This is a genomic window from Streptococcus sp. DD04, from assembly GCF_001578725.1.
Classification (GTDB): domain Bacteria; phylum Bacillota; class Bacilli; order Lactobacillales; family Streptococcaceae; genus Streptococcus; species Streptococcus sinensis.
On the sequence record NZ_KQ968980.1, the window covers coordinates 56,466 to 81,162 of the forward strand.

General features: G+C 42.3%; 19 protein-coding genes. 7 read left to right on the forward strand and 12 right to left on the reverse strand.

Going from position 1 to position 24,697, the window contains the following annotated elements:
- Positions 1 to 161 precede the first annotated feature (161 nt).
- From STRDD04_RS08430 to argR, 3 genes are all read right to left on the reverse strand, one after another.
- Positions 162 to 1,313 carry an iron-containing alcohol dehydrogenase gene (locus STRDD04_RS08430; RefSeq protein ID WP_062201486.1) on the reverse strand — a complete coding sequence of 384 codons (1,152 nt, stop codon included), beginning with the start codon at positions 1,311 to 1,313 and terminating at the stop codon, positions 162 to 164.
- 379 nt (positions 1,314 to 1,692) lie between these two features.
- Complete coding sequence (gene mutS / locus STRDD04_RS08435) at positions 1,693 to 4,236, reverse strand: DNA mismatch repair protein MutS (RefSeq protein ID WP_062201488.1); 2,544 nt, start codon at positions 4,234 to 4,236, stop codon at positions 1,693 to 1,695.
- Between the two features lie 116 nt (positions 4,237 to 4,352).
- On the reverse strand, positions 4,353 to 4,793 hold the full coding sequence (gene argR / locus STRDD04_RS08440; RefSeq protein WP_062201490.1) for an arginine repressor: 441 nt from the start codon (positions 4,791 to 4,793) through the stop codon (positions 4,353 to 4,355).
- Between the two features lie 125 nt (positions 4,794 to 4,918).
- Between argR and argS the strand changes: the two genes are divergently transcribed.
- Positions 4,919 to 6,607, forward strand: coding sequence for an arginine--tRNA ligase (gene argS / locus STRDD04_RS08445; RefSeq protein WP_062201492.1), 1,689 nt, complete (start codon positions 4,919 to 4,921; stop codon positions 6,605 to 6,607).
- Between the two features lie 106 nt (positions 6,608 to 6,713).
- Here argS and nrdI read toward each other — a convergent pair whose 3' ends face one another.
- From nrdI to malQ, 4 genes are all read right to left on the reverse strand, one after another.
- Positions 6,714 to 7,175 carry a class Ib ribonucleoside-diphosphate reductase assembly flavoprotein NrdI gene (gene nrdI, locus STRDD04_RS08450; RefSeq protein WP_062201494.1) on the reverse strand — a complete coding sequence of 154 codons (462 nt, stop codon included), beginning with the start codon at positions 7,173 to 7,175 and terminating at the stop codon, positions 6,714 to 6,716.
- 98 nt (positions 7,176 to 7,273) lie between these two features.
- On the reverse strand, positions 7,274 to 7,780 hold the full coding sequence (locus STRDD04_RS08455; RefSeq protein WP_062201496.1) for an ABC transporter permease: 507 nt from the start codon (positions 7,778 to 7,780) through the stop codon (positions 7,274 to 7,276).
- A gap of 151 nt (positions 7,781 to 7,931) precedes the next feature.
- A complete protein-coding gene (gene glgP, locus STRDD04_RS08460) occupies positions 7,932 to 10,193 on the reverse strand; it encodes a glycogen/starch/alpha-glucan family phosphorylase (protein WP_062201498.1) in 2,262 nt (753 codons plus the stop codon).
- A gap of 32 nt (positions 10,194 to 10,225) precedes the next feature.
- Positions 10,226 to 11,737: a 4-alpha-glucanotransferase gene (gene malQ / locus STRDD04_RS08465; protein ID WP_062201499.1), complete on the reverse strand. Its 1,512-nt coding sequence runs from the start codon at positions 11,735 to 11,737 to the stop codon at positions 10,226 to 10,228.
- Positions 11,738 to 12,058: 321 nt separating this feature from the next.
- Here malQ and STRDD04_RS08470 point away from each other — a divergent pair, with 321 nt between their 5' ends.
- From STRDD04_RS08470 to pulA, 6 genes are all read left to right on the forward strand, one after another.
- On the forward strand, positions 12,059 to 13,315 hold the full coding sequence (locus tag STRDD04_RS08470) for an extracellular solute-binding protein (protein WP_062201502.1): 1,257 nt from the start codon (positions 12,059 to 12,061) through the stop codon (positions 13,313 to 13,315).
- 159 nt (positions 13,316 to 13,474) lie between these two features.
- Positions 13,475 to 14,764, forward strand: a complete 1,290-nt coding sequence (locus STRDD04_RS08475) for a carbohydrate ABC transporter permease (protein WP_062201504.1) — start codon at positions 13,475 to 13,477, stop codon at positions 14,762 to 14,764.
- Between the two features lies 1 nt (position 14,765).
- Positions 14,766 to 15,608, forward strand: coding sequence for a sugar ABC transporter permease (locus tag STRDD04_RS08480; RefSeq protein WP_062201507.1), 843 nt, complete (start codon positions 14,766 to 14,768; stop codon positions 15,606 to 15,608).
- Between the two features lie 103 nt (positions 15,609 to 15,711).
- A complete protein-coding gene (locus tag STRDD04_RS08485) occupies positions 15,712 to 16,524 on the forward strand; it encodes a DUF1189 family protein (RefSeq protein ID WP_062201510.1) in 813 nt (270 codons plus the stop codon).
- 9 nt (positions 16,525 to 16,533) lie between these two features.
- A complete protein-coding gene (locus tag STRDD04_RS08490) occupies positions 16,534 to 17,517 on the forward strand; it encodes a LacI family DNA-binding transcriptional regulator (RefSeq protein WP_062201512.1) in 984 nt (327 codons plus the stop codon).
- 9 nt (positions 17,518 to 17,526) lie between these two features.
- Complete coding sequence (gene pulA / locus STRDD04_RS08495; RefSeq protein ID WP_062201513.1) at positions 17,527 to 19,602, forward strand: type I pullulanase; 2,076 nt, start codon at positions 17,527 to 17,529, stop codon at positions 19,600 to 19,602.
- 154 nt (positions 19,603 to 19,756) lie between these two features.
- Here the strand turns inward: pulA and STRDD04_RS08500 are convergent, their stop codons facing one another.
- From STRDD04_RS08500 to STRDD04_RS08520, 5 genes are all read right to left on the reverse strand, one after another.
- Positions 19,757 to 20,692, reverse strand: coding sequence for a YitT family protein (locus STRDD04_RS08500; protein WP_062201515.1), 936 nt, complete (start codon positions 20,690 to 20,692; stop codon positions 19,757 to 19,759).
- Entirely contained in the window at positions 20,679 to 22,433 is a 1,755-nt protein-coding gene (gene aspS, locus STRDD04_RS08505) for an aspartate--tRNA ligase (protein ID WP_062201517.1), read from the reverse strand. The genes STRDD04_RS08500 and aspS overlap by 14 nt, the downstream gene beginning before the upstream one ends.
- A 148-nt stretch (positions 22,434 to 22,581) precedes the next feature.
- Positions 22,582 to 22,788 carry a hypothetical protein gene (locus tag STRDD04_RS08510; RefSeq protein ID WP_037617843.1) on the reverse strand — a complete coding sequence of 69 codons (207 nt, stop codon included), beginning with the start codon at positions 22,786 to 22,788 and terminating at the stop codon, positions 22,582 to 22,584.
- A gap of 266 nt (positions 22,789 to 23,054) precedes the next feature.
- Positions 23,055 to 23,807 (reverse strand): DUF6261 family protein, encoded by a 753-nt coding sequence (locus tag STRDD04_RS08515; RefSeq protein ID WP_037617931.1) that lies wholly within the window; start codon positions 23,805 to 23,807, stop codon positions 23,055 to 23,057.
- A gap of 387 nt (positions 23,808 to 24,194) precedes the next feature.
- Positions 24,195 to 24,566 (reverse strand): hypothetical protein, encoded by a 372-nt coding sequence (locus STRDD04_RS08520; protein WP_052076778.1) that lies wholly within the window; start codon positions 24,564 to 24,566, stop codon positions 24,195 to 24,197.
- Positions 24,567 to 24,697 lie beyond the last annotated feature (131 nt).

The window sequence follows — 24,697 nt, forward strand, 5'->3', positions numbered from 1 at the left end:
TTGGCTTCCGAAATTTTGAAAACTTCAAAACTAGAATCCTCATCGCTTTGAATATCAAAAAGGAGAGAACCAATTCGGTCCTCTCCAGATATTAGCTGACATCAACCCACTACAGTTGACAAAGAGCCTTGAAAACGAAGTTTTAAGCCTTTTCCTATTTTTTAAAACAATTTTTTGTACATCGCAATGGTTTCTTCTAAGGTTGGCATAAATGGATTTCCTGGAGCGCAGGCATCAATTAAAGCATTTTTAGACAGATATTCAAAGTCGAATTCTTCTTCCTTGATATTTAATTCTGTCAATCTCTTTGGAATCCCCACCACTTCAGACAAACGTTCGATTTCAGCGATGGCATATTCTGCACATTCGACATCCGTTTTGCCAGCAATATCAAATCCGAGAGCACGCGCCACTAGACGGAATTTTTCTGGAACACGTTTAGCATTTTCTCGTTCAACAATTGGAAGCAACATGGCACAGCAAACCCCGTGAGGAAGATTGTAAACAGCTCCCAACTGGTGAGCCATCGAGTGAACATAGCCAAGACCTGCATTGTTAAAAGCCATTCCTCCAAGGAAAATTGCATTGACCATATTGGCACGACTTTCAGCATCATGCCCGTTTTCAACAACTTTTGGCAGATTCTCCCGAATCAATTCAATCGCTCCTATAGAAAGCTTCTCTGTAATTGGATAAGCTCCCGGAGTAACCAGAGATTCAATCGCATGAGTCAAGGCATCCATTCCCGTTGCAGCAGTCAAGGCTTTAGGTTTATCATACATTAACTCAGGATCATTAACTGAAATAGCAGCCAAACTATTCTTGTCAACCATTACCATTTTTACTTTACGATCTTCATCGGTGATAACGTAGTTTATCGTAATTTCAGCCGAGGTTCCCGCAGTCGTATTAATGGCTACGACCGGCAAGCCTTTTTCTTTAGATTTATGAAGCCCCTCATAATCCTGAGGTTTTCCACCATTAGTAGCAATTACAGAAATACAGCTTGCTGCATCTTGTGGCGAACCCCCACCAAAGGAAATGATAAAATCACAAGCATTTTCCTTGAGGACAGCAAGTCCGTCCATGACATTTTTGCAGGTCGGATTTGGCTCTACATCTTTAAAAAGGACGTAAGAAATCCCAGCATCATCAAGAGGTTTCGTCACTTTGGCAAGCAAAGGGCCGGAAGCAAGAAAACTATCCGTTACTAACAACGCTTTGCGGTAGCCGAGCTCCTTGATGTAAGAGCCAATTTCATTGACAACACCGGCCCCAATAAGGTTGGCAGAAGGTACATAAAATACTGACATAAGCATTCTCCTTTATGAAATAGAAATAGGAGGACTAAAGATTACAGCAAACATATTCAAAAGACGACTATCAGAAATGAGCAGAGTTGCAACGATTCTATCTCTGCTCCTTACAAGCTAAGCTCATAGAATAGCCAATGATTTTCTGTTTTTCTGCAAATTCTAGTCCAAATTTAGTGACATAAGATACTTAAATAAGACAGGTTCATATAGAATGAACCCGTTTGGGTTACTCCAACTATCCAATCAAAATTCTATCGTTTCACTATTGTTATGTTAATATCATTTTACCTCTGCCTTGAAGATATTTCAAATATTTATACAAAATATCTTAAAATTTTTAAAAACCTAGTAAATTATCATCACTAGGTTTTTGGGTTTATAATTTCTTTTGTAATTCTGCTAAGACTGTCATAGCCTCCAGCGGAGTCATATTATAGATATTCAAATTTCTCAGTTCAGTCAGAACTGGATTTTCCGCTCCTTCTGCGAAAAGGGAAATTTGTTCAGCCACTTGCTGACTACCTACTGACTTAGGAGAAGCTGCCACTGCCTGTCTTTCTTGACTTTCTAGCTGACTTAGGATATGGTCAGCTCGGCCTAATAAGTCATCCGGAAGTCCGGCAATCTTCGCCACATGAATCCCATAGGATTTATCAGCTGGACCTTGCTCAATCTTATGGAGGAAAGTGACTCGGCCATCCTGTTCCAAGGTAGCAACATGGACATTCTCCAAGTGCTTTAGGCTGTCCTCCAAAGCCGTCAGCTCATGATAGTGGGTCGCAAAGAGAGTCTTGGCCCCTGTTCGGTCATGAATGTACTCGATAATAGCCTGAGCTAGAGCCATTCCATCATAGGTAGCCGTCCCGCGCCCCAGCTCATCAAAGAGAATGAGCGAACGATCGCTAGCCTGCCGAATGGCCCGGTTGGCCTCCATCATCTCCACCATAAAGGTAGACTGCCCAGAAACCAAATCATCCGCTGCCCCGATTCGAGTGAAAATCGCATCAAAAATAGGGAGACTAGCAGATTCTGCCGGTACATAGGAACCCATCTGTGCCATGATGACAATGATGGCTAACTGGCGCATATAAGTTGATTTCCCACTCATATTAGGGCCAGTAATCAACTGGATATTGGTAGCTGGATCCAAGGTGATACTATTAGGAATGTAGCTCTGGGCTCCCATGACTTTCTCAACCACAGCATGCCGCCCCTTTTCGACAGTTAGAGCTCGCTCCTCGGTAAAGACCGGGCAAACCAGATGCTGGGTCTCAGCGACAACCGCAAAGCTCTGGAGAACATCAACTGTGGCCAAGGCAACGGCCAGTTCCTGCAAGCGTTGGATGTACTTACCTACTTCCTCCCGAATCCGCATGAAAATCTCGTATTCCAGATTGGCGGACTTTTCACGCGCCTCCAGCATCTCTCCCTCAATCCGTGCCAGTTCCTCTGTCCCGAAACGCTCAGAATTTTTCAGTGTCGCCTTGCGGAAGAAATGACTAGGTACATGAGCCAGCTGAGAATTAGTCACATGGAAATAGTAACCATCTTTTTTATTGTAATCAATTTTTAGATTATTGATTCCACTGGCTTCCCGTTCTTTTGCCTCGATAGCCGCAATCCAGCCAGCCCCATCTCTCATGACCACCCGGTACTTGTCCAGAGTCTCATCAAAGCCCGAGTGAATGATATTACCCTCGGTGATGATATGAGGGGCATCTGGAGAAATAGCAGAGCTAATCAAGTCAGCCAATTCTGGGATTTCATCCAAGCGATCGATCAGCTCATCCAGCACTGGACTGCCAATGCCCTGCAAAATAGCTTTGATTTGAGGGACATTGCTCAAGGTTGAAGCCAGCTGCAGCAGATCCTTGGGATTGGTCTTACCAAAGGATACTCGGCTGGTTAGCCGTTCAATATCATAGACTCCCTTAAGGCTTTCTGTCAAATCACTCCGCTCAAAGAAATGATCCAGAAAAATCCGGACTACATCCTGCCGGCGGACAATCCGCTTCTGGTCAATCAAGGGCTGTTGAATCCACGTCCGCAACAAGCGTCCTCCCATAGCTGTTTTGGTCTCATCCATCAGCCAGTAAAGACTACCATGCTTCTTACCAGTTCGGGCATTCTCTGTAAGGTCTAAACTAGCCTTGGTAGCATAGTCCATCTGCAAATAGTCCTGAATTTGATAATGATGGGCTTTCTTAAGGTGGCTGAGCTCACGCATCTGGGTCTGGCGAACATAAGCCAATAGTTTCCCCGCCGTCTGGTACTCAATAGGCAACAAATCACTGCCTAAGAGCTGGACATCATACAAAGGCTCCTTGACAGGAGACAAAAGGAGATTCATCTGACCTGCCAGGACCTGCTCCTCCGCCTCAGACAAGGTATAACCCAATACTACCTCTCGAGCCCGCAGATTGCGAATCTCTCCGCAAACTAGAGAAAAGTCCTTCAGACTGGTCACCTGAAACTCACCTGTCACCAAATCCATGTAGGCTAGACCATAGACCCCGTCTGCCCAATCCAGAGCAACCAAGAAATTATTTGCTGCATCAGGTTTGCTAGAGTCTACAACTGTCCCTGGGGTGATGACTTGGACCACCTCCCTCTTAACCACACCGACTGCATGTTTGGGGTCCTCCATCTGCTCAGCAATCGCTACCTTATAACCTGATTCGACTAAAACATCAATGTACTGTTGAGCCGAATGATAAGGCACTCCTGCCATGGGAATGGGATTGTCCGCATTTTTATTGCGGCTGGTCAAAGAAATCTCTAAAATCTGAGCCGCATTGACCGCATCATCATAAAACAACTCATAGAAATCGCCCATACGAAAAAGCAGAAAGGCATCTGGATAGTCCTTCTTGATATCCACATACTGCTGCATACCGGGTGATAATTTTTCTGCTGCCATTTTTATCCTTTCCAAAAACTTAACCAGAGACTTTCCCTGAAAATAAGTCTTCTCATGCAAAATAAACGAGGCTAAGACTCTGTCTCCAACCTCTTTGCCCTCTCCAACATAGCTATCTATGCCATCCGTTCCTTGACATTCCCCTCTATTTCCTCAGCTGCCGCCCTATCTCGACAAATAACCAATAAAGTATTGGCGCCAGCCACAGTTCCTAAAATACGGTCATCCAAGGCTCCATCAACAACATTAGCCAGCACAGTTGCTTCTCCCAAACCAGTTCTGAAAACCAGCGAAAATTCAGCCCTAGCAACACTTTGAACATGCTTAGCTAAGAATTCAACCAAGTTCATTTCCTCTGTTTCCTGCGCTACAATATAATAAATTTGATTGTTTTTCCGAAGTTTTGTTAAACCAATCTCGCGCAGATCCCGCGAAAGAGTCGTTTGAGTTACAAAAATTCCCTGTTTCTCTAATCGTTCCTGAATCTCTTTCTGCGTCCCTAGCTTTTCTTGCTTAATCATCATTTTGATTATCTGATGACGATCGATTTTCTTCATTTTTACCTCATTCTTTTGAATATTTATCCCTTAATTATACCAAAAAATTCAGATTAGGCCCAAAAAAATTGAAGATTCCATTAAAAATGTGATAGAATAGTAACAAAAGACCCAAAGGAGTAAATATGGATAATAAACAATTAATAGCCAGCGAATTGGCTAAGGTAATTAACGGCCTTGACCAAGACGCTATTTTAAATTTATTAGAGCAACCAAAAAGTTCCGATCTTGGGGATATTGCCTTTCCTGCCTTCTCTCTTGCAAAGGTAGAACGCAAGGCTCCACAAGCTATCGCTGCTGATATTGTAGAAAAACTTGACACCACTTATTTTGAAAAAGTTGTTGCAACTGGACCTTACGTCAACTTCTTCCTCAATAAGGCAGAAATCTCTGGCCAAGTCATCAAAGAAGTGATTAAAGAAGGCGCTGATTATGGCCAGCAAGATGAAGGCAAGAATGGAAATGTCACAATCGACCTATCCAGCCCTAACATTGCTAAACCTTTCTCTGTTGGTCACCTTCGTTCGACCGTTATCGGAGATGCTTTGTCCAATATCTTCCGCAAGCTAGGCTACAATACCATCAAGGTCAATCACTTGGGTGATTGGGGTAAACAATTCGGTCTCCTCATGGTTGCCTATAAAAAATGGGGTAACAAGGCAGCTGTCGAGGCCAACCCAATTGATGAACTCTTGGAACTCTATGTCCGCATCAACGCTGAAATCGAAAATGATCCAAGCTTAGATGACGAAGGACGTCTCTGGTTCAAAAAGCTGGAAGATGGAGATCCAGAAGCAACCGAACTCTGGCAATGGTTCCGCGATGAAAGTCTGGTCGAATTCAACCGTATTTATGACTTGCTAGGCGTCCAATTTGATAGTCTAAACGGTGAAGCCTTTTACAATGACAAGATGGACGAAGGTGTACAAATCTTGGAAGACAAGGGCCTCCTGAAAGAATCTAAGGGTGCCAGCATTGTGGACTTGGATGATGTCAACCTTCCACCAGCTATGATTAAAAAATCAGACGGTGCCACTCTGTATATCACCCGTGATATCGCGACAGCAATGTATCGTGCCCGCACGTATAACTTTGTCAAAAATGTCTATGTAGTAGGACAGGAACAATCCAACCACTTCCGTCAGCTCAAGGCTGTCCTGAAAAAGATGGGCTTTGACTGGAGCGACGATATGATCCACGTGGACTTCGGTCTAGTCACCAAGAACCGTCAAAAACTGTCAACACGTAAAGGCAATATCATTCTGCTAGAGCCTACTCTTCAAGAAGCTATCAGCCGTGCCAAGGCGCAGATTGAAGCGAAAAATCCAGATTTGGAAAACAAAGAAGCTGTTGCCCACGCAGTCGGTGTTGGTGCCGTTAAATTTTACGATCTTAAGACGGATCGTCGCAACGGCTACGACTTCGATTTGGAAGCTATGGTTTCCTTTGAAGGAGAAACTGGTCCATATATCCAATACGCTTATGCTCGTATCCAATCTATCCTGCGCAAGGCTGACTTCCAGCCAAATCCAGAGGCAAATTACAGTCTAAACGATGCTGAAAGCTGGGAAATTATCAAACTGCTCCAAGACTTCGCTCGTGTAGTCAAACGTGCAGCTGACAACTTTGAGCCATCTCTGGTTGCCAAGTACGCCATCAGTCTAGCTCAAGCTTTCAACAAATACTATGCCCATACCCGCATCTTAGACGATAGCCCTGAACGTGACAGCCGCTTGGCACTTAGCTACTCAACCGCTCTGGTATTAAAAGAAGCTCTTCGCTTGCTTGGTGTCGATGCCCCTGAAAAAATGTAATTGATCAGGACGGAAAGCAATCCGCCCCTTCCATCTAACATTAAAAGAAGACAAAAACGCATGAAGTTCATTTCACAAAACGTTGACTTCCTGCGTTTTTCTTGTCTTAATCCTCGATTCGGTAGAGGTTCTCAATGATTCCAGCCACTTTTTTGATATCTCCTAGCATTCCACGCATTTCAAAATCAGCCAATACGGGGAAGCCAAAGCGTTTTGCATATTGCTTGGCAGTCAGACAATATTGATTGTTAAAGTTGCGATTGCCACTGCCGACAACCCCAAAACACTTGCTGGCATTATTGCCGTAGGCAATGAAATCTGCAACATCTGTCGTTAAAATTTCGACATCACCATTATCAACACCATTCCCGCCTTCTAAATAGGTCGGCAGAAAAGCAATAAATTGGTTTTGCATTTCAAAGAAAGGCTGGCCTTCTTTAACCAAGTCTTTTATATGGATTTTTTCCACTTCTAAACTTGGATGATGTTCCAGCAAATAATCTGTCAAACGGCGGACAAAGCTTTCTGTATTGCCACTCAGGCTGATATAAACTAAGGAAACTTTCATATTTTCTCCATTCTAAATAAAAAACATCTGAGAACTCCTTAAATTGTAAGCTCTCGGATGTTTTTTGTCAAATCTTAATCTGCTATTGGGAAGAGCTCTTATCCCAACTCATCCTTTTCCAATTCTTTTTGCTGCTTCATAAATTTATAAAGAACCAAGCCTAAAAAGATAAGGTTTATCACCAACATAACAACAGTTGAAATTAAAAGTCCACCTGATACAAGCTCACGATACTGCGCGTCTAAAACGTTTAGCAAAGAAGAAGCACCAATATAACTATAGGCAATCCCAATGATGCTAATTACAAGATAGGCAAGATAAGTTAAGTTTGCATAGACAATATTCTTACGAATCAAGAAGACTAATGCCACAATGATCACAATCAGACTGAGAATAGCCAAAATTTTGTTTAGTGGATTCTGTACAAATTCACTATTTTTAGCAGTGTAATCTACCAGCTGTTTTACAACATCTTCAGGAATACCTGCTCCTTCATAGGCCGCTGCACTTTTGGGGGTGGAAGGCACCAGCGTAGCATATATTCCCAATAAAGACAAGAGCAAAGACAGACCGACTAAAATATAAAGATAAATTGGCTTTTTCATCACTTTCTCCTTTTTCAAAAACATATATGTTATTATACACCGAAAAAGCTCCAAAGGCAAGAGCCCCTCCTGTTCTTAGAAATTACTCTTTTAGAAGACAAGCAAAAAACTCTCAAGAAAATTTTCTTGAGAGTTTTAATGGTCATTGGAATTAGTTCTCCAAATGCCATACTTCGTCATTATATTGTTGGATTGTACGGTCTGCTGAGAAGAAACCAGCTTTTGCGATGTTCACAATGACTTTTTCCATCCAAACATCGCGGTCTTCGTAGTCTGCAAGCATTTGCTCTTTGACTTTGATATAGTCTTCCAAGTCAAGTAGAGTCATGAACCAGTCTTTGTTCATTAACTCATTGTAAAGGCGTTCCAAACGTTCTTTCTTACCAACGGCCAGAATAGCATCGCTTACGATGAAGTCCACCAATGGTTTGATTGCTTGACGAGCGTAGAATTCGCTAGGCTTGTAAGCTGACTTAGCATAAAGGTCGATAACAGTTTCTGAATCTTCACCAAAGATGTAGATATTGTCTTCGCCAACCAATTCAGCAATTTCCACATTGGCACCGTCCATGGTACCAAGTGTCAAAGCACCGTTAAGCATGAATTTCATGTTACCAGTCCCTGAAGCTTCTTTAGAAGCAAGTGAGATTTGCTCAGAAATATCACCAGCTGCAATCAGGAAGCTAGACGCTGTAACATTGTAGTTTTCAACCATAACTACTTGCAGGTGTGGAGCCACTTGAGGATCATTAGCAATCACTTCTGACAAGCAAAGGATGAGGTGGATGATGTCTTGAGCAATTGTGTAAGCAGGAGCTGCTTTACCACCAAAGAAGACAGTGATTGGACGCGCAGGAATGTTACCAGCCTTGATATCCAAGTATTTGTGGATCACATACAAAGCGTTCATTTGTTGACGTTTGTACTCGTGCAGACGCTTGATTTGGATGTCAAAGATAGAGTCTGGATTGATTTCTACACCTTGAGCCTCCTTCAAGTGACGAGCCAATTTACGCTTGTTGTGAGACTTAATGCCTTCCAGTTTTTCTTTCACTTCTTGCTTACCAGCAAAGTCAAGTAGGCCTTCCAACTTAGCAGTATCATGGTGCCAGTCGCGACCAAGAAGTTCGTCTAAGTAGCTAGACAAACGTGGGTTAGCGTGCATAAGCCAACGACGGAATGTAATACCGTTTGTCTTGTTGTTGAATTTCTCTGGATAAATATCGTAGAAAGCTTTCAACTCAGAATTCTTCAAGATTTCAGTGTGGAGTGCTGCAACCCCGTTAACACTGTAGCCATAGTGGATATCCATGTGGGCCATGTGTACACGGTCGCTCTCGTCAATGATTTGAACAGCTGGATCTTTGTACTCTGCTTTGACACGACGATCCAATTCTTCAATGATTGGTACCAAGTGAGGAACCACTTCTTGCAAGAATTCAAGAGGCCATTTTTCAAGGGCTTCAGCAAGGATGGTGTGGTTTGTGTAGGCAGTCATGTTACGAACGATTGAGATCGCTTCATCAAGCTCGATACCACGCGCAGTCAAAAGACGGATCAACTCAGGAATAACCAGCGATGGGTGAGTGTCATTGATTTGTACAACTGCGTAGTCTGCAAGATCATGCAAGTTGCTTCCTTTTTCGATCGCTTCGTCGATGATCAATTGTGCACCGTTTGAAACCATGAAGTATTGTTGGAAGATACGGAGCAACTCACCTTGCTTGTCACTATCATCTGGATAGAGGAAGAGTGTCAAGTTGCGAGCGATATCTGTCTTATCAAAGTCGATACCATCCGCAATAATGCTAGAATCTACTGAGTCCAAATCAAAGAGACGCAAGCGGTTTTTAGCAGGTGTCTTGTAACCTGGCACATCAATATCGTAAAGAGTTGATGTCAGTGTGAAGTGAGCAAACGGCACCTGGTAGCTACGGCTTGAGCGAACCAGCCAATTTTGTTCTGTCAGCCAGAAGTTTGGAATAGTGGTTTGCTCATTGTTTTTCAGAACTTGCTGGAAGAGACCGAAGTGGTAGTTAAGACCCACACCGTCACCGTTCAATCCAAGTGTTGCGATAGAGTCCAAGAAGCAGGCAGCCAAACGGCCCAAGCCTCCGTTACCCAGAGACGGCTCCAACTCAACTTCTTCTACCTCGATCAAGTCCTTGCCAGCATCTGCCAACTCTTGCTTCACATCATCGTAAAGTCCAAGGTTGATCAAGTTGTTAGACAAAAGTTTACCAATCAGGAACTCTGCTGAAATATAGTAGAGTTTTTTCTTACCAGTATTAACTGGCTTTTGAGCGCTGGCTAATTTAGTGTAGTTCAAAAGAGCCAGATAGAGTTCTTCGTTGCTGCAATCAGCAAGATTTTTTGAATAAGTATTTTTGATATAAGTTTGTAAGTTTGACATGATTACTCCCTTCAAGTCTAATTAGCTATTCTTTATTTATTAATTAAATCGGTATTCATACGACGGTAAGTCTTGGTCAAGCTGTAAAGCTCACCTTCGACGATTGGATTCAGCTCTTCAGCCGTCATCCGCCATGCCCAGTTACCGCCAATAGTAGATGGATAGTTCATCCGTGCTGAGCTGTCCAATTCCAGCAGATCCTGCATAGTAGCAATAGCCATAAAGCTGACAGAAGCAAAGATAGTGCGAAGCATAGCATGCGGAACTGTTTCGTATTCTTTACGATTAGTGTACTGAGCCATGTATTCGCGGGTTGGATCATCAATTTCATCACGATACCAGCCAAGAACCGTGTTATTATCATGAGTTCCTGTGTACATAACGGAATTGTTTGGCGCTAAATGCGGGCTGTCAATGCTTTCATCATTCGGATTGAAAGCAAATTGAAGGATCTTCATACCTGGGAATCCAGTGCGTTCACGCAGCTCAATTACTTCATTGGTCATGAAGCCGAGATCCTCTGCAATAATATTGAGTTCACCAAGTGCTTCTTTAACAGCTGCAAAAAGTTTGTAATCAGGACCTTTCACCCATTTACCAGTTGCAGATGTTTCAGAATCAGCTGGTACTTCCCAGTAAGACTCAAAGCCACGGAAGTGGTCAATTCGAACAATATCGTAAATCTTGAAACTTTCGCGCAAACGATCAATCCACCAAACATAGCCGTCACGGTCCATTGCTTCCCAGTCATAGATTGGGTTGCCCCAAAGTTGGCCAGTTGCAGAAAACTCATCTGGCGGACATCCAGCAACACAGGTTGGTTTGCCTACTTCGTCTGTTTTGAAGAAATGAGGCTGAGACCAAACATCACAGCTGTCAGCCGCAACATAAATCGGCATATCTCCAACAATTTCAATATGATGCTTGTTTGCATAGGCTTTGAGTTGTAGCCATTGCTTGAAGAAAAGATACTGAGTCACACGGTGATAAACCAATTTATCTGATAATTCGCTGCGGTAATGAGCCAAACGGTCAACTTCACGACGACGGATAGCCTCATCTGGCCATTCTGTCCAAGCTAGGTTATCAAAATGTTCCTTGATAGCCATATATTCTGCAAAAACTTCCAGCCAAGCTGCATTTTCTTCAGCAAAGCGATAAAAACTGTCAACATCTCCAGTTTCAAGGAAGCGAGCAACCGCTTTTTCCAAAAGCGGACGACGAGCCTCAAAAATTTTTGCATAATCCACTTCTCGAGGATTATCTCCAAAATTAATACCGTGCAGATCTTCTTCGCTCAGTAAACCTTCATCAACTAAAAAGTCCAAGTCAATGAAATGTGTATTTCCAGCAAACGCTGAGAACGACTGATAAGGAGAATCTCCATAACTGGTGGTTCCCAAAGGCAAAATTTGCCAATAGCGTTGCTTAGTTCTAACTAAGAAATCCACAAAATCATAAGCAGACTGACCAAAAGAGCCAATCCCGTATTTACCTGGCAAAGAGGAGATGTGCATCAATACACCACTTTGTCTTGCTTTCATGTTGTCACCTCAAAAAAATTTTTCCTGCCGTTTCCTACTTTATTCAGTGAAAACGTTTGCGTCGATTAGATTATAACTTATTTTTTTTAAAAGCGCAAGCTTTTTTGATATTTTTTTATTTTTCACACTAAAAAACTGTATCTATTCTATTATAAATAGGGTGAACACAGACCTTTTTAAAAATTTTTTAATTTTTTTCAAAAAGATATTGCAAACGTTTACTTTTTGTGTTAAAATTATTTTTAGTCAAGAAAACGTTTGCGCTGAGTAACCGCTTTCTTAGAAATCATTACATTTTTTTATTCTTTAGGAGGAATAATCATGAAAAATAGAGTGTTAAAGAGCGTGGCTGTGTTAGGAACCGTTACTTTAGCTGGTTTACTTTTGGCGGCCTGCGGGAGCAAGTCTTCTAATAAAGATGCTGCTGCAAGCAACGAAATTACAGCTTATGTAGATGAAGGCTACAAGAGCTACATGGAAGAAGTTGCCAAAGCTTATGAAAAAGAAACTGGCACTAAAGTTACAATCAAAACAGGTGACGCCCTTACAGGTCTTGACAACCTTTCACTCGACAACCAATCTGGCAAATCCCCAGATGTTATGATGGCTCCGTACGACCGCGTAGGAAGCCTTGGTGCAGATGGACAACTTTCAGAAGTTGAGCTAGAGAAGGAAGCTAAGACTGATAACACTACTAAATCTCTTGTGACAATCGATGGAACTACTTATGGTGCTCCTGCGGTTATCGAAACTTTGGTAATGTACTACAACAAAGACTTGATCCAAAAAGCTCCAACAACTTTTGCTGAAGTTGAAGAATTGGCAAAAGACAGCAAGTACGCTTTTGAAGGCGAAGAAGGTAAAACATCTGCTTTCCTTGCTGACTGGACAAACTTCTACTATGCTTATGGTCTCCTTTCAGGAAACGGTGCTTATGTCTTTGGTAAAGATGGTACTGATCCTAAAGATGTAGGCTTGGCTAACGAAGGTTCTATCAAAGGAATTGAATACGCTAAATCTTGGTATGAAAAATGGCCTAAAGGTATGCAAGATACCGAAGGTGCTGCTAACCTGATTCAAACTCAATTCCAAAACGGAAAAACTGCAGCAATCATTGATGGCCCTTGGAAAGCTGCAGCTCTCAAAGAAGCTAAAGTAAACTACGGTGTAGCTACTATCCCTACCCTTCCAAACGGCAAAGACTACAAAGCCTTCGGTGGTGGTAAAGCTTGGGTTATCCCTGCTGGTTCTAAGAACGTTGAAGGCGCACAAAAATTCGTTAACTTCCTTGCATCAACTGAACAACAAAAAGCTCTTTACGATGCAACAAACGAAGTTCCTGCTAACACAGAAGCACGCGAATATGCTGTAAGCAAGAAAGATGAATTGACAGACGCAGTTGTTAAACAATTCCAATCTGCAGAACCAATGCCAAACATCTCTGAAATGAGTACTGTTTGGGATCCAGCTAAAAACATGCTCTTTGATGCTGTAAGTGGCAAGAAAGACGCTAAGACTTCTGCTGAAGATGCTGTTAAATTGATCAAGGAAACAATCGATCAAAAATTTGGTAACTAATAAACAAGCTTAAATAGAGGGGTGGGAATTTTCCCTACCCCTTGTTTGATAGAATAGGGCTTCTGCTCTGATTGTTCTCATATTCTAATAAGCAAAACTCGGATTAGGGATTGTATTTGTGCAATTCCTCAATCTTTCTCGTATCTTAAGGAGACTACAATGACAAAAAAAGATCCCAAACAAGCCATGTTGCGCTCCCTCATTCCAGGGTTGGGGCAAATCTATAATGATCAAAAAGCCAAAGGATACATCTTTCTTGGGGTTACTGTTGCATTCTTAGCTTATTTTGTAGCTATTGCCCTGCCAGAAATTGAAAATCTCATCACTCTTGGGGAAGTACGCGGTGATAATTCACTCTTCATGCTGATTCGTGGTGCCTTCCATCTCATCCTCGTGATATTTTTCCTGATTTTCTATGGCTTCAATTTGAAAGATGCCCGTACGGTTGCTAAGCAGTGGAATAATGACTACCCTGTTCACACTACCTTAAAGGAAATGACGAACGGAATCTACGAAAATGGCTTCCCTTACTTACTCATCATTCCTTCCTACCTTGCGATGACCTTTGCAATCATTTTCCCTGTCTTGGTGACACTCTTGATCGCCTTTACAAACTATGATTTCAAACACTTGCCACCAAATAAACTGTTGGATTGGGTTGGCTTTACCAACTTTGCTAACATTTGGCAACTGAGCACCTTCCGTGCTGCCTTTGGTTCTGTCTTGACTTGGACCATCATCTGGGCGTTGGCAGCCTCTACTCTACAAATCGTAGTCGGTATTTTTACTGCTATTATTGCTAACCAGCCATTCATCAAAGGAAAACGGATTTTCGGTGTTATCTTCTTGCTTCCTTGGGCTGTTCCAGCCTTTATCACTATCTTGACCTTCTCAAATATGTTCAACGATAGTATCGGGGCCATCAATACTCAGGTCATCCCGCTTCTAAGCAAAGTTCTTCCTTTCTTGGATGGACACCTGATTCCGTGGAAGACTGATCCGACTTGGACTAAGATTGCTCTGATTATGATGCAAGGTTGGCTTGGATTCCCTTATATCTATGTTTTGACCTTAGGTATTTTGCAGTCCATTCCAAATGACCTTTACGAAGCAGCCTACATCGACGGAGCCAATGCTTGGCAGAAATTCCGCAGCATCACTTTCCCGATGATATTGGCAGTTGCGGCACCAACTTTGATCAGTCAATACACCTTTAACTTTAATAACTTCTCAATCATCTACCTCTTCAATGCAGGTGGTCCTGGTAGCGTCGGTGGAGGAGCCGGTTCAACCGATATCCTTATCTCTTGGATTTATCGTTTGACCACAGGTACAGCACCGCAATATTCAATGGCGGCGGCCGTTACCCTCATCATCTCCATCATCGTCATCTCTATCTCTATGATTGCCTTCAAGAAACTACACGCATTTGATATGGAGGATGTATAAGATGAATAGTTCTGTTAAATTTAAACGTTTTATCAACCATAGTTTGACCTATCTCTACCTTGTAGTGCTTTCCATTATCATTCTCTACCCGCTCTTGATCACGATTATGTCAGCTTTCAAGACGGGGAATGTCGTAGCCTTCAAGCTAGACACAGACATCAACTTTAGTCTGGAAAACTTCTCTCGTCTCTTCTCAGAGACTCTATACGGTACTTGGTACTTTAATACTATTATCATTGCCGTCTTGACAATGGTTGTCCAAACCAGTATAGTGGTACTTGCAGGTTATGCTTACAGCCGTTATAATTTCATCGCAAGAAAGCAAAGTTTGGTCTTCTTCTTGATCATCCAAATGGTGCCAACGATTGCAGCTCTGACCGCCTTCTTCGTTATGGCGCTGATGCTCAATGCCCTCAACCAAAGCTGGTTCCTCATCTTCCTTTATGTGGGTGGTGGTATTCCAATGAATGCTTGGTTGATGAAAGGATACTTCGATACCGTTCCTATGTCTCTGGATGAGTCAGCTAAATTAGACGGTGCCGGTCATTTCAGACGTTTCTGGCAGATTGTCCTGCCTCTCGTTCGTCCAATGATTGCTGTGCAAGCTCTCTGGGCCTTCATGGGACCTTTCGGAGACTATATCCTCTCCAGCTTCCTTCTTCGTGAAAAAGAATTTTATACGGTTGCAGTTGGTCTTCGTACCTTCGTCAGCGATGTCAAGAATCAAAAAATTGCCTTCTTTGCTGCCGGCGCGATTCTCACTGCCCTTCCAATCTGTATTCTCTTCTTCTTCCTGCAAAAGAATTTTGTATCTGGTTTAACAAGTGGGGGAGACAAGGGATAATCTTGTCCCACCTTGTTTTTGATTTAAAACGATTATAGTTATATGGCAGCCAATAAGTTCTTTATTGGCCACCACCTGATTGTAATTTTAGAAAGAGACAGCTATGTTACCTTATCCTTTTAATTATTTTTCGAGCTTGATTGGTTTTAGAAAAACCTTCGCTAATCGTCGCATGCTCAGCTGGTTCCAGCTCATTTTTACCAGCGTCTTTTTGATTTCTCTATCTTTGATTCCTGTGGCGATTCAGACAGCGTCTTTGACGAGCTATGCTCTGGATACCTTTGTTGACAAGGCTTTTGACACTTTGGATGAAGACGTGATGATTGACTTTGACCATCACGCTCAGATGAAAGACCACATACTGACCACTGAAAATCCTGAAGGCATTCATCGCAATGCCACTGGGACCGTCATTATCGGCCATCACGAGGAACTAAAATTAGGCAAGGAACTGACGCTTTACTTCGACAAAGAAAATCTCAAAATCACTAAAGAAGGCAAAGAACTGGCCAATATCCGCTATCAAGCCATTGATCAAAAAGCTCTGAAAAGTAAAGAAGCCCTGACCAAAGCAATTTCTGCAGACTGGTTCCAACAAAACCGCTTGGTTGTCAGCCTCTTTCTAGTCCTCTCTGCAGGTTTCCTCTTTAGTATCAACTTTGCCTTTCTGGCACTCGGTGCTTCCTTCCTGCTCTATCTGACCAAGAAATCACGGCTATTTTCTTTTAAAACCTTTAAAGAATGCTATCATTTCATCCTCAACTGCTTTGGATTGCCAACTATCATCGGACTGGTTTGTGGATTATTTGGACAAAGTCTGCCTACGATTATCACCGTACAAAACATCTTGTTTGTTCTTTATTTAGTGATTGTTTTTTACAAAACACATTTCCGCGATGAGGATTTCAGAAATTAGGAGGTTATTATGCGCGTTACTATCAAAGAAGTAGCGAAATTAGCAGGCGTGTCTCCCTCAACAGTGACACGCGTCGTACAAAACAAATCAACCATCAGTGAGGAGACTAAAAAGCGCGTCCGCGCTGCTATGAAAGAGCTAGACTATCATCCAAATCTCAACGCCAGAAGTCTGGTTAGTCAGTCAACCCAGGTCATCTGTCTGGTCCTGCCAGATGATTCGGATGTTTTTTACCAAAACCCATTCTTTCCAACTGTCCTACGAGGCATTTCACAAGTCGCTTCGGACTACGACTATGCCATTCAGATTAGCACTGGGCAGGACGAAAAACATCGCTTAGAAAATATCAAACAAATGATCTTCGGGAAACGCGTAGACGGTTTGATCTTCCTCTATTCTAAGCCCAACGACCCACTGGTTGAGTTTGCAGTAAGCAATCAATTCCCCTTCCTTATCTTAGGGAAAGCCGTGTTGCCATTTATCTCTCTAGTAGATAATGACAACATCAAGGCTGGATACGATGCGACTAAATATTTTATTGATCAAGGTTACCGGAAAATTGCATTTCTAGCTGGGAATAAAGAGCTGGTCGTCTCTCAAGACCGTTTTGCAGGCTACAAACAGGCTCTTAAGGAGGCAGCTATTCCTCTGAATGAAAGTCTAGTGAAGTTTTCTTTTGGTTTTTTGTTGGAGGATAGTATCTATAAAAGTATGGAAAAAATGCCAATCAACGAGATTGAAGCATTTGTAACATCCGACAGTATGGCTGCAGAAGGAGCCCTCCAGTATCTCAAAGATAAAGACCAGCAATTACCGATTATCACCTTTGACTCTATCAAACCGCGTATTGATGTAGAGGCGTACATAGATATAAACGCTATCGAACTCGGTAAGGAATCGTTCCGTACCCTTTTTCAAATTATCAAAGACAGTAAAGAAAATAAGCACATTTGTTACCGTCAACTTATCCAACATACTATCATCACCCGTTAAGGAGAAATTATGGCATTTCGCACCTTTCAAGCCTATTTAGATGACGAGAATATCATCACTATTGAATTGGCCAAAACCTTCGACGCCTATTCTATCCATTTCACTCTTGAAGATCGGCATGGCTCGAGCCCATTAACAATTAAAAGTATTAACAATCAGGAACAGCGGATTATCTACACTGTCTCAGCCAATGAGCCAATTGACCTGGCAAAAATTTATACCATATACGATCAGGACCGGAATCATACAATTCTCCAGTATCGACACATTGTCCAAAAACCAATTTTTGATGAGTTATTTGATTATGCTGGTGAAGATTTAGGAGCACATTATAGCAAGGATGCTACTGAATTTAAACTTTGGGCTCCACTTTCTGAAAAAGTTCATCTTCATATCAAATCCAGAGTTTATCCCTTGGAACGTCAGAAAAGAGGGACGTGGTACACTCAGGTAGCAGGAGATCTGGAAGGACAGTCTTACTTCTATCTCCATAAAATAAATGGAAAGTGGGTAGAAGTTCACGATCCTTACGCTCTATCATCCGATGCCAATTCCGGCAATAGTTTTGTTATTGACCAGAATAAAATAAAAAAACCAATCCATCGTGCTAAAACACAGGTGAAACCAACCGATGCCATCATCTATGAAATGAGTGTCCGAGATTTTTCTATGCAAAAGGAAGCCGGTTTTTCCCAACCAGGTAAGTTCAATTCCCTGACTGAATCCCCGGAAATAGATGGCCATTATTTCGGTCTGCAGTACCTCCAAGATCTAGGAATTACTCACGTCCAGCTGATGCCCCTGTATGATTTTGGCAGTGTAGATGAGAAACATCCTGAATTAGTCTACAACTGGGGATATGACCCTGTACAGTACAATGTCCCTGATGGGAGCTTTGCCACCAATCCACACGATCCCTATAATCGAATTTTTGAATTGCAACAGGCCATTGAGACCTATCATCAAGCAGATATCAGCGTTATTATGGATGTGGTTTACAATCACGTTTATGATGCCGACAGCTATGCTTTTGAAAAAATTGTTCCCGGGTATTTCTATCGCTTAGATGCTATTGGTTTTCGTACAAATGGAACTTTCTGCGGAAATGATGTGGCCAGCGAAAAAGCTATGGTCAGACGTTACATTAAGCAATCCGTTAAGCAGTGGGTCAGTCTCTATGGCTTTGATGGCTTCCGCTTTGACCTCATGGGAATCCTTGATATTCAAACCATGCAAGAAATTGCTCAGGAACTCAAAGCGCTTTATCCAAATATCCATCTGTACGGTGAAGGATGGCAAATGGACACTGGCTATGACACCGAATTACTAGCCCATCAATTCAACGCTGAACAACTGCCCGACTACGGTTTCTTTAGCGATAACTTCCGCAATACTATAAAACAAACTATTGCTCAGGGACAGAGGACAGAGGATGAACAATCAACCAATCAAATGGAAAATATCCTAACAGCGAATGTCGGCTTGAGTGGCACACCTCACTTTATCAGTCCTTCACAGGCTATTAACTACGTAGAGTGTCATGACAACGCAACTGTCTTTGACTATTTTGATTTGCTGAATCCAGAAATCACTCTCAGAAACCGATTGGCCAATTCTCGTTTAGCTCTGCACCTTGTTCTGCTTGCTCAGGGAGTTCCCTTTATCCATAGCGGTCAAGAATTCTTCCGCACCAAAAATTTGATTGACAACAGCTATGATCAACCTGATGAAATCAACAAACTAGACTGGATTCGCTCCCTGCACTATCAGGAAGATATTGAGTTTTTACAAAGGTTGATTGAATTCCGCAAAATCAATCCCCTGCTTCACCTAGCTACAAGTAAGGCTATCAAAAAAGCCTGTAAAGTAGAATGGCTCAGCCCTACTCTTGTCGAATATCGCATTCAGCAAGGCAAACAACAAATGACGATTGTCATAAACTTCTCAAATGAAGAAGTCGTATATGATAACCAATACAAGCAAGAATTATTTGTTCAGTATCCGCAGATTGGGTTGAAAAAATCCATTCTTCCATCGGCTAAGTCCTACACTCTTGCTGCCAAACAAGTCATTGTGTTGAAATAATGAAAATACAAAAAGGCGTTCTCTTTCCATTCCGAGTCATCCGGATGAGAAAGAAAACGTCTTTTATATTGGAGAAAAGCGCGGTCATTATTTTAATCAATATCGAAATGATTAAATGCCTTAGATTTGCTGTCAGAAAACAGTCACAAAGATTCTATTCTTCTACAAATCTTCCCAAGATATGTACATTATCAGACACGGAGACAAACGCTGTCGGATCTATCTGATTCATGATGTACTTAAATTCGTTAAACTCTGCACGCGTAATTACTGTAATCAAAACCGCCTTTTGTTCGTGGTTATAGGTTCCCTCAGCTCCATTGATAACGGTTGCTCCACGGTGCAGTTTATTGTGAATCTTATCAATCACTCTTTCCGGATGGCTGGTAATAATCATGGCCTGCATCCGCTTTTGCTTGGTAAAGACCGCATCGGTCACTCGACTGGATACAAAAATGGTAATCATCGAGTAGAGAGCGTATTCCCAACCAAAAGTCAGACCAGCAATCAGCATAATAATCCCATTCACAATCAAGGAAATACTGCCGACATTGCGGCCTGTCCTCTTGCGAATGGTCAGACTGACAATATCTGTGCCTCCGCTCGAAATACTTGACTTGAGAGCAAAGCCAATCCCCGCTCCCATGACGACACCCCCAAAAAGCGCATTGATGATAGGATTGGTCGTCAGCGTCACTTCTGGAACAAACTGAATAAAAAGCGAGCTCATTGAAACTGTGATAAAAGTAAAGACCGTAAACTTATGCCCGATTTGGTACCAAGCCAAAATCATCAGCGGAATATTAATCGCATAAAAGGTAACGGAAACCGGAATAGTGAAACCCAGAAATCGGGTACTGAGAGCAGTAACAATCTGCGCTAGACCTGTTGCTCCGCTTGAGTAAACATGCCCCGGTTGAAAAAAGAAATTAACTGCGACGGCGGATAAAAAACCGTAGAGCACAGAAGCCGAGATCTTTTCAGCATATTTTTCTCTGGAAATACTTCTCAAGACTTGCAATAATTTAAAATTATAGGCAAATCTACGGATATAAAAGCGAAAGTGTTTATAATACTTAGTCTTTTTCATGAACTTCTACTTGTAAACTTAATTCCTCTAATTGAGCAGGAGCGACTATGCTTGGCGCTTGAGTCATCGGGTCAGAAGCCTTGTTATTCTTAGGAAAAGCAATGACTTCACGAATATTTTCTTCTCCAGCAAGGATCATTACAAAGCGATCCAAACCTAAGGCCAGACCTCCGTGCGGTGGGAAACCGTAGTCCATCGCTTCTAGGAGGAAGCCGAACTGCTCCTGAGCTTCCTCAGCTGAGAAGCCTAGAGCCTTAAACATGCGTCCCTGCAAATCTTTTTGATTGATCCGTAAACTACCGCCACCTAGTTCGTAGCCATTGAGTACGATATCGTAGGCAATGGCCCGCACCTTGCTCAAATCTCCTTCCAACTCATGGGCTGTTTGGTCTTCTGGTAGGGTAAATGGATGGTGGGCACTCATGTAGCGGCCTTCTTCTTCAGACCACTCAAACATCGGCCAATCTACCACCCACAAGTAGTTAAACTTAGCAGGGTCAATCAAGCCTAACTCCTTGCCCAGTCGGACACGAAGAGCGCCCAGTGCAGCATTGGCAACCTCCAAAGTATCTGCTACAAAGAGGACCAAATCATTTTCTTCAAGCTGTAAAGTAGCTGTCAATTGGCTTGACAGGTCTGTCAAGAACTTAGCGACAGGACCAGCCAGCTCTCCGCCAGTGAATTTGATCCAAGCAAGACCCTTGGCTCCATGCTGCTTCGCTTGCTCTGTCAATTTATCAATATCCTTGCGTGAGTATTTATCAGCAGCATTTTTCACCACAATCGCCTTGACAGCTGGTGCTTCAGAAAAGACTTTAAAATCAATTCCCTTGACAAGATCTGTCAAGTCCTGCAACAACATTTCAAAACGAGTATCTGGCTTGTCACTACCATAAAGAGCCAAAGCGTCATCATATTTCATTCGTGGGAAAGGCAAGGCAACTTCAATGTCCTTGGTTTCCTTCATGACACGGGCAATCAAGCCTTCTGTAATGTCTTGGATTTCCTGCTCCGATAGGAAAGAAGTTTCCAAGTCAACCTGTGTAAACTCTGGCTGACGGTCTCCACGCAAGTCCTCGTCTCGGAAACACTTGACAATCTGGTAATAACGGTCAAAACCAGCATTCATCAAAAGCTGCTTGGTAATCTGTGGGCTTTGAGGCAGGGCATAGAAATGACCCTGGTTAACCCGGCTCGGCACCAAATAATCACGCGCCCCTTCAGGCGTTGACTTGGTCAAAAACGGTGTCTCCACATCGATAAACTCCAGCTCATCCAAATAATTGCGAATGGAATGGGTCACTTTGGCACGCAATTTGAGATTGTCCAGCATTTCTGGGCGACGCAGATCCAAATAACGATAGCGCAAGCGCGTATCATCGTTGGCTTCAATTCCGTCCTTAATCTCAAAAGGAGTCGTCTTAGCAACATTCAGCACTGTCAGACTTTCTACGTGTAGCTCCACACTTCCTGTAGCCAGCTTATCATTGGCCTGCTCCCGCGCTTCGACCTTACCTGTCACTTCAATGACAAACTCGCTGCGCAGGCTCTCAGCAGTCTTCATGACTTCTGCTGGGACACTCTCGGGATTGATGACCAACTGCATAATTCCCTCACGGTCACGCAGATCAATAAAAATCAAGCCTCCCAAATCGCGACGGCGGGCAACCCAACCTTTCAAAGTGATTTCCTGACCGACATGCTCACTACGAACACGTCCCGCATACATTGAACGTTTCATTCTTACTCTCCAAAATTTTAATTCTTTTACTATTTTACCACAAAGAGGCAGGGAAAGTGAGCATTTTTCAGAAAAAGACCGCTTTTTCATAAAGTATAGAAATCCGAGCGGATGACTCGGATTAAAGTGTATGTGATAGTCGAAAAAACTATTTTTTATCTTCTTCCTGATAAATGGTCGGCGCCAAACTCTTGACAATCATGGAAGTAAAAAAGCGAAAAACAGCCGCAGCAAGTCCGAAGATGGGCGCTAGGTAACGAAAGAAGAAGTCTCCTCTCACCACATAAGCTAGCAGCCCTGCAATCACAAAGATGGCCAAGCCTTGAATGAGAGAGTATAAAACGATTTTTTTCATATTTTTCCTCCGTGTTATAGAAATAGTATAGCATAAATCATCACTGTTGAAAAATTATGAGAAAGGTTGCTTTAGATGTGAAATTTAACCAAGCTAAAACCTTATAAAGTCAGAGAGGCGGATCAAAATACAAAGCCGTGCCATTAAACAGAGGGAGAGGACGGGGAAGAAATGGAGAAAACGAGCGTAAAAAACCACCTGAGTCATTTTCAGGTGGGTAGACAAGCGGATCGTAAAGATTCTCGCTTTCTTCATTAAAGACCAGTTTATTCAGTCGTAGCTGTTTCAGCGACTTTCGCCTCTTTCCCCTTACGGCGAGCCAAGGTATCCGCATAATGCTTCCGGCTGTTGTTGAGAACAGAGAGGAAACGCTTGTAGAACTCATCTTCCTTCACTTGGCTCAGAATCAACACATAGTCACTTAATTGTTGGTATGGGGTCGCTACTTCTTTACGTAGCTTCTTCACATCAAAGCTGACCGTTTGAAGATTGTCCTGAGAGCGGGACGCAAAGAGCTTCTCAAAGGCTTGATGGCTCTCCTCAAGATTTTCTACAAACTTAGAAATCGTTAGCGTTTCAATCTGAGATTTATATTTATCGGAGGCTAGTTTTTCCAGCAAACTGGAAATCAGGGCTGTTTCTTCTTCGTAGTGTTTCTTGTGGGCATCTTTGTAGGTGTCAAACAGTAATTTCAAATTGATATAGGCTGTCTTTTCGGCTTCTCGCTTGCTTGCTCGGTAAGGCTTGATAGAATCCCGAAGTGCTTGCAAGTCCGCATCTCGCAAGTCGTCTGCTTCGTTTAATAACCCTGATTTCTCATTGGCACGAATGTGACCCAGCGAAGCTTGATAGGCAGGTAAGGCTGCTTGGATCTTCTCAACTAAGGTTGTCAGAACTTCTTCCTTTTTAATGTCCAAGTTTTCTTTCTTCAAATCATCCAGAAAGCGCGCAATGAACTGGGAGAATTCTGCGTGGCGAAGATTGCTATGTTTTATAGCTACAATTTTTTCTGTTTTCATAAACACCTCTTTTTTTTATTGTTCTCGTCACCGAGGATGACGGGGGACACGACTTTATTTCATCTTATCAGCGTGGATGATGAAGCGAATCACGCTAGCTTCAAACTGTCAGCGAAGATGATGAAGCAAAACGCTTTGACTTCAGACTGTCAGCGCAGATGACGAAGTAAATCACATTGACTTCAGGCTGTCAGCGCAGATGACTAAGTGAATCTCATTAGCGTCAGCTCGTCAGCACGGATGACAAGAAAAAAGTCGCTTAATATAATATAACATAGATATATTTTTTCTTCAACTAGTTCAAAAATGTAGAGCTATGAGAAGAAGAAAAACAATAGAAAAACCACCTGAGTTAGTTTCAGGTGGTTGTGAGATTGAAGTTATACATTATGGAAAATCATTATACATCCTATTATAATTTTCAATGTTTTTCTGAGTAATATATCTTTTTCTAACCATTTCTGTATCACTCTTCCCATTCGCATACTGTTGAAGACTGCCCCCTTCTATCATATGCCCTATTTCATTATCTATTCTGCTAAACTCATCTGCTACAGAATTAAGATATTCATCAAAAGATTCAATGACTGGAACTAAATCTTTTGTTAGAGCTTTCACCGCATCTGTTGCAGAAGCCAAGTGAGTAGTTGCAGAAGACTCTATCAGACTAGAGCTCTTCTCTTCTATTCTGCCACTCATGTCCTCAAAACTGTGTTTCACACTTTTGATATGTTCTGGTAATATTCGCTTTCGTCCCATTATTCTTCCTCCGTACTGGATTTATAATATTGTAAAAACTCTTCCTCGCTTTGAACAAGATGTTCCTGTCCATCTTTCGAACTAGCTGCTGGAATGGTGATATCCTTAAAAATATTTGTACCCTCTGGAAG

Bases quoted from the DNA above. Each gene is read 5' to 3' on its own strand.
- STRDD04_RS08430 (WP_062201486.1), bottom strand. From the start codon at position 1,313: ATGTCAGTATTTTATGTACCTTCTGCCAACCTTATTGGGGCCGGTGTT.
- glgP (WP_062201498.1), bottom strand. From the start codon at position 10,193: ATGTCAAACTTACAAACTTATATCAAAAATACTTATTCAAAAAATCTT.
- STRDD04_RS08485 (WP_062201510.1), top strand. From the start codon at position 15,712: ATGTTACCTTATCCTTTTAATTATTTTTCGAGCTTGATTGGTTTTAGA.
- STRDD04_RS08515 (WP_037617931.1), bottom strand. From the start codon at position 23,807: ATGAAAACAGAAAAAATTGTAGCTATAAAACATAGCAATCTTCGCCAC.
- nrdI (WP_062201494.1), bottom strand. From the start codon at position 7,175: ATGAAAGTTTCCTTAGTTTATATCAGCCTGAGTGGCAATACAGAAAGC.
- STRDD04_RS08520 (WP_052076778.1), bottom strand. From the start codon at position 24,566: ATGGGACGAAAGCGAATATTACCAGAACATATCAAAAGTGTGAAACAC.
- STRDD04_RS08480 (WP_062201507.1), top strand. From the start codon at position 14,766: ATGAATAGTTCTGTTAAATTTAAACGTTTTATCAACCATAGTTTGACC.
- argR (WP_062201490.1), bottom strand. From the start codon at position 4,793: ATGAAGAAAATCGATCGTCATCAGATAATCAAAATGATGATTAAGCAA.
- STRDD04_RS08475 (WP_062201504.1), top strand. From the start codon at position 13,475: ATGACAAAAAAAGATCCCAAACAAGCCATGTTGCGCTCCCTCATTCCA.
- argS (WP_062201492.1), top strand. From the start codon at position 4,919: ATGGATAATAAACAATTAATAGCCAGCGAATTGGCTAAGGTAATTAAC.
- STRDD04_RS08490 (WP_062201512.1), top strand. From the start codon at position 16,534: ATGCGCGTTACTATCAAAGAAGTAGCGAAATTAGCAGGCGTGTCTCCC.
- STRDD04_RS08470 (WP_062201502.1), top strand. From the start codon at position 12,059: ATGAAAAATAGAGTGTTAAAGAGCGTGGCTGTGTTAGGAACCGTTACT.
- STRDD04_RS08455 (WP_062201496.1), bottom strand. From the start codon at position 7,780: ATGAAAAAGCCAATTTATCTTTATATTTTAGTCGGTCTGTCTTTGCTC.
- STRDD04_RS08500 (WP_062201515.1), bottom strand. From the start codon at position 20,692: ATGAAAAAGACTAAGTATTATAAACACTTTCGCTTTTATATCCGTAGA.
- STRDD04_RS08510 (WP_037617843.1), bottom strand. From the start codon at position 22,788: ATGAAAAAAATCGTTTTATACTCTCTCATTCAAGGCTTGGCCATCTTT.
- aspS (WP_062201517.1), bottom strand. From the start codon at position 22,433: ATGAAACGTTCAATGTATGCGGGACGTGTTCGTAGTGAGCATGTCGGT.
- pulA (WP_062201513.1), top strand. From the start codon at position 17,527: ATGGCATTTCGCACCTTTCAAGCCTATTTAGATGACGAGAATATCATC.
- mutS (WP_062201488.1), bottom strand. From the start codon at position 4,236: ATGGCAGCAGAAAAATTATCACCCGGTATGCAGCAGTATGTGGATATC.
- malQ (WP_062201499.1), bottom strand. From the start codon at position 11,737: ATGAAAGCAAGACAAAGTGGTGTATTGATGCACATCTCCTCTTTGCCA.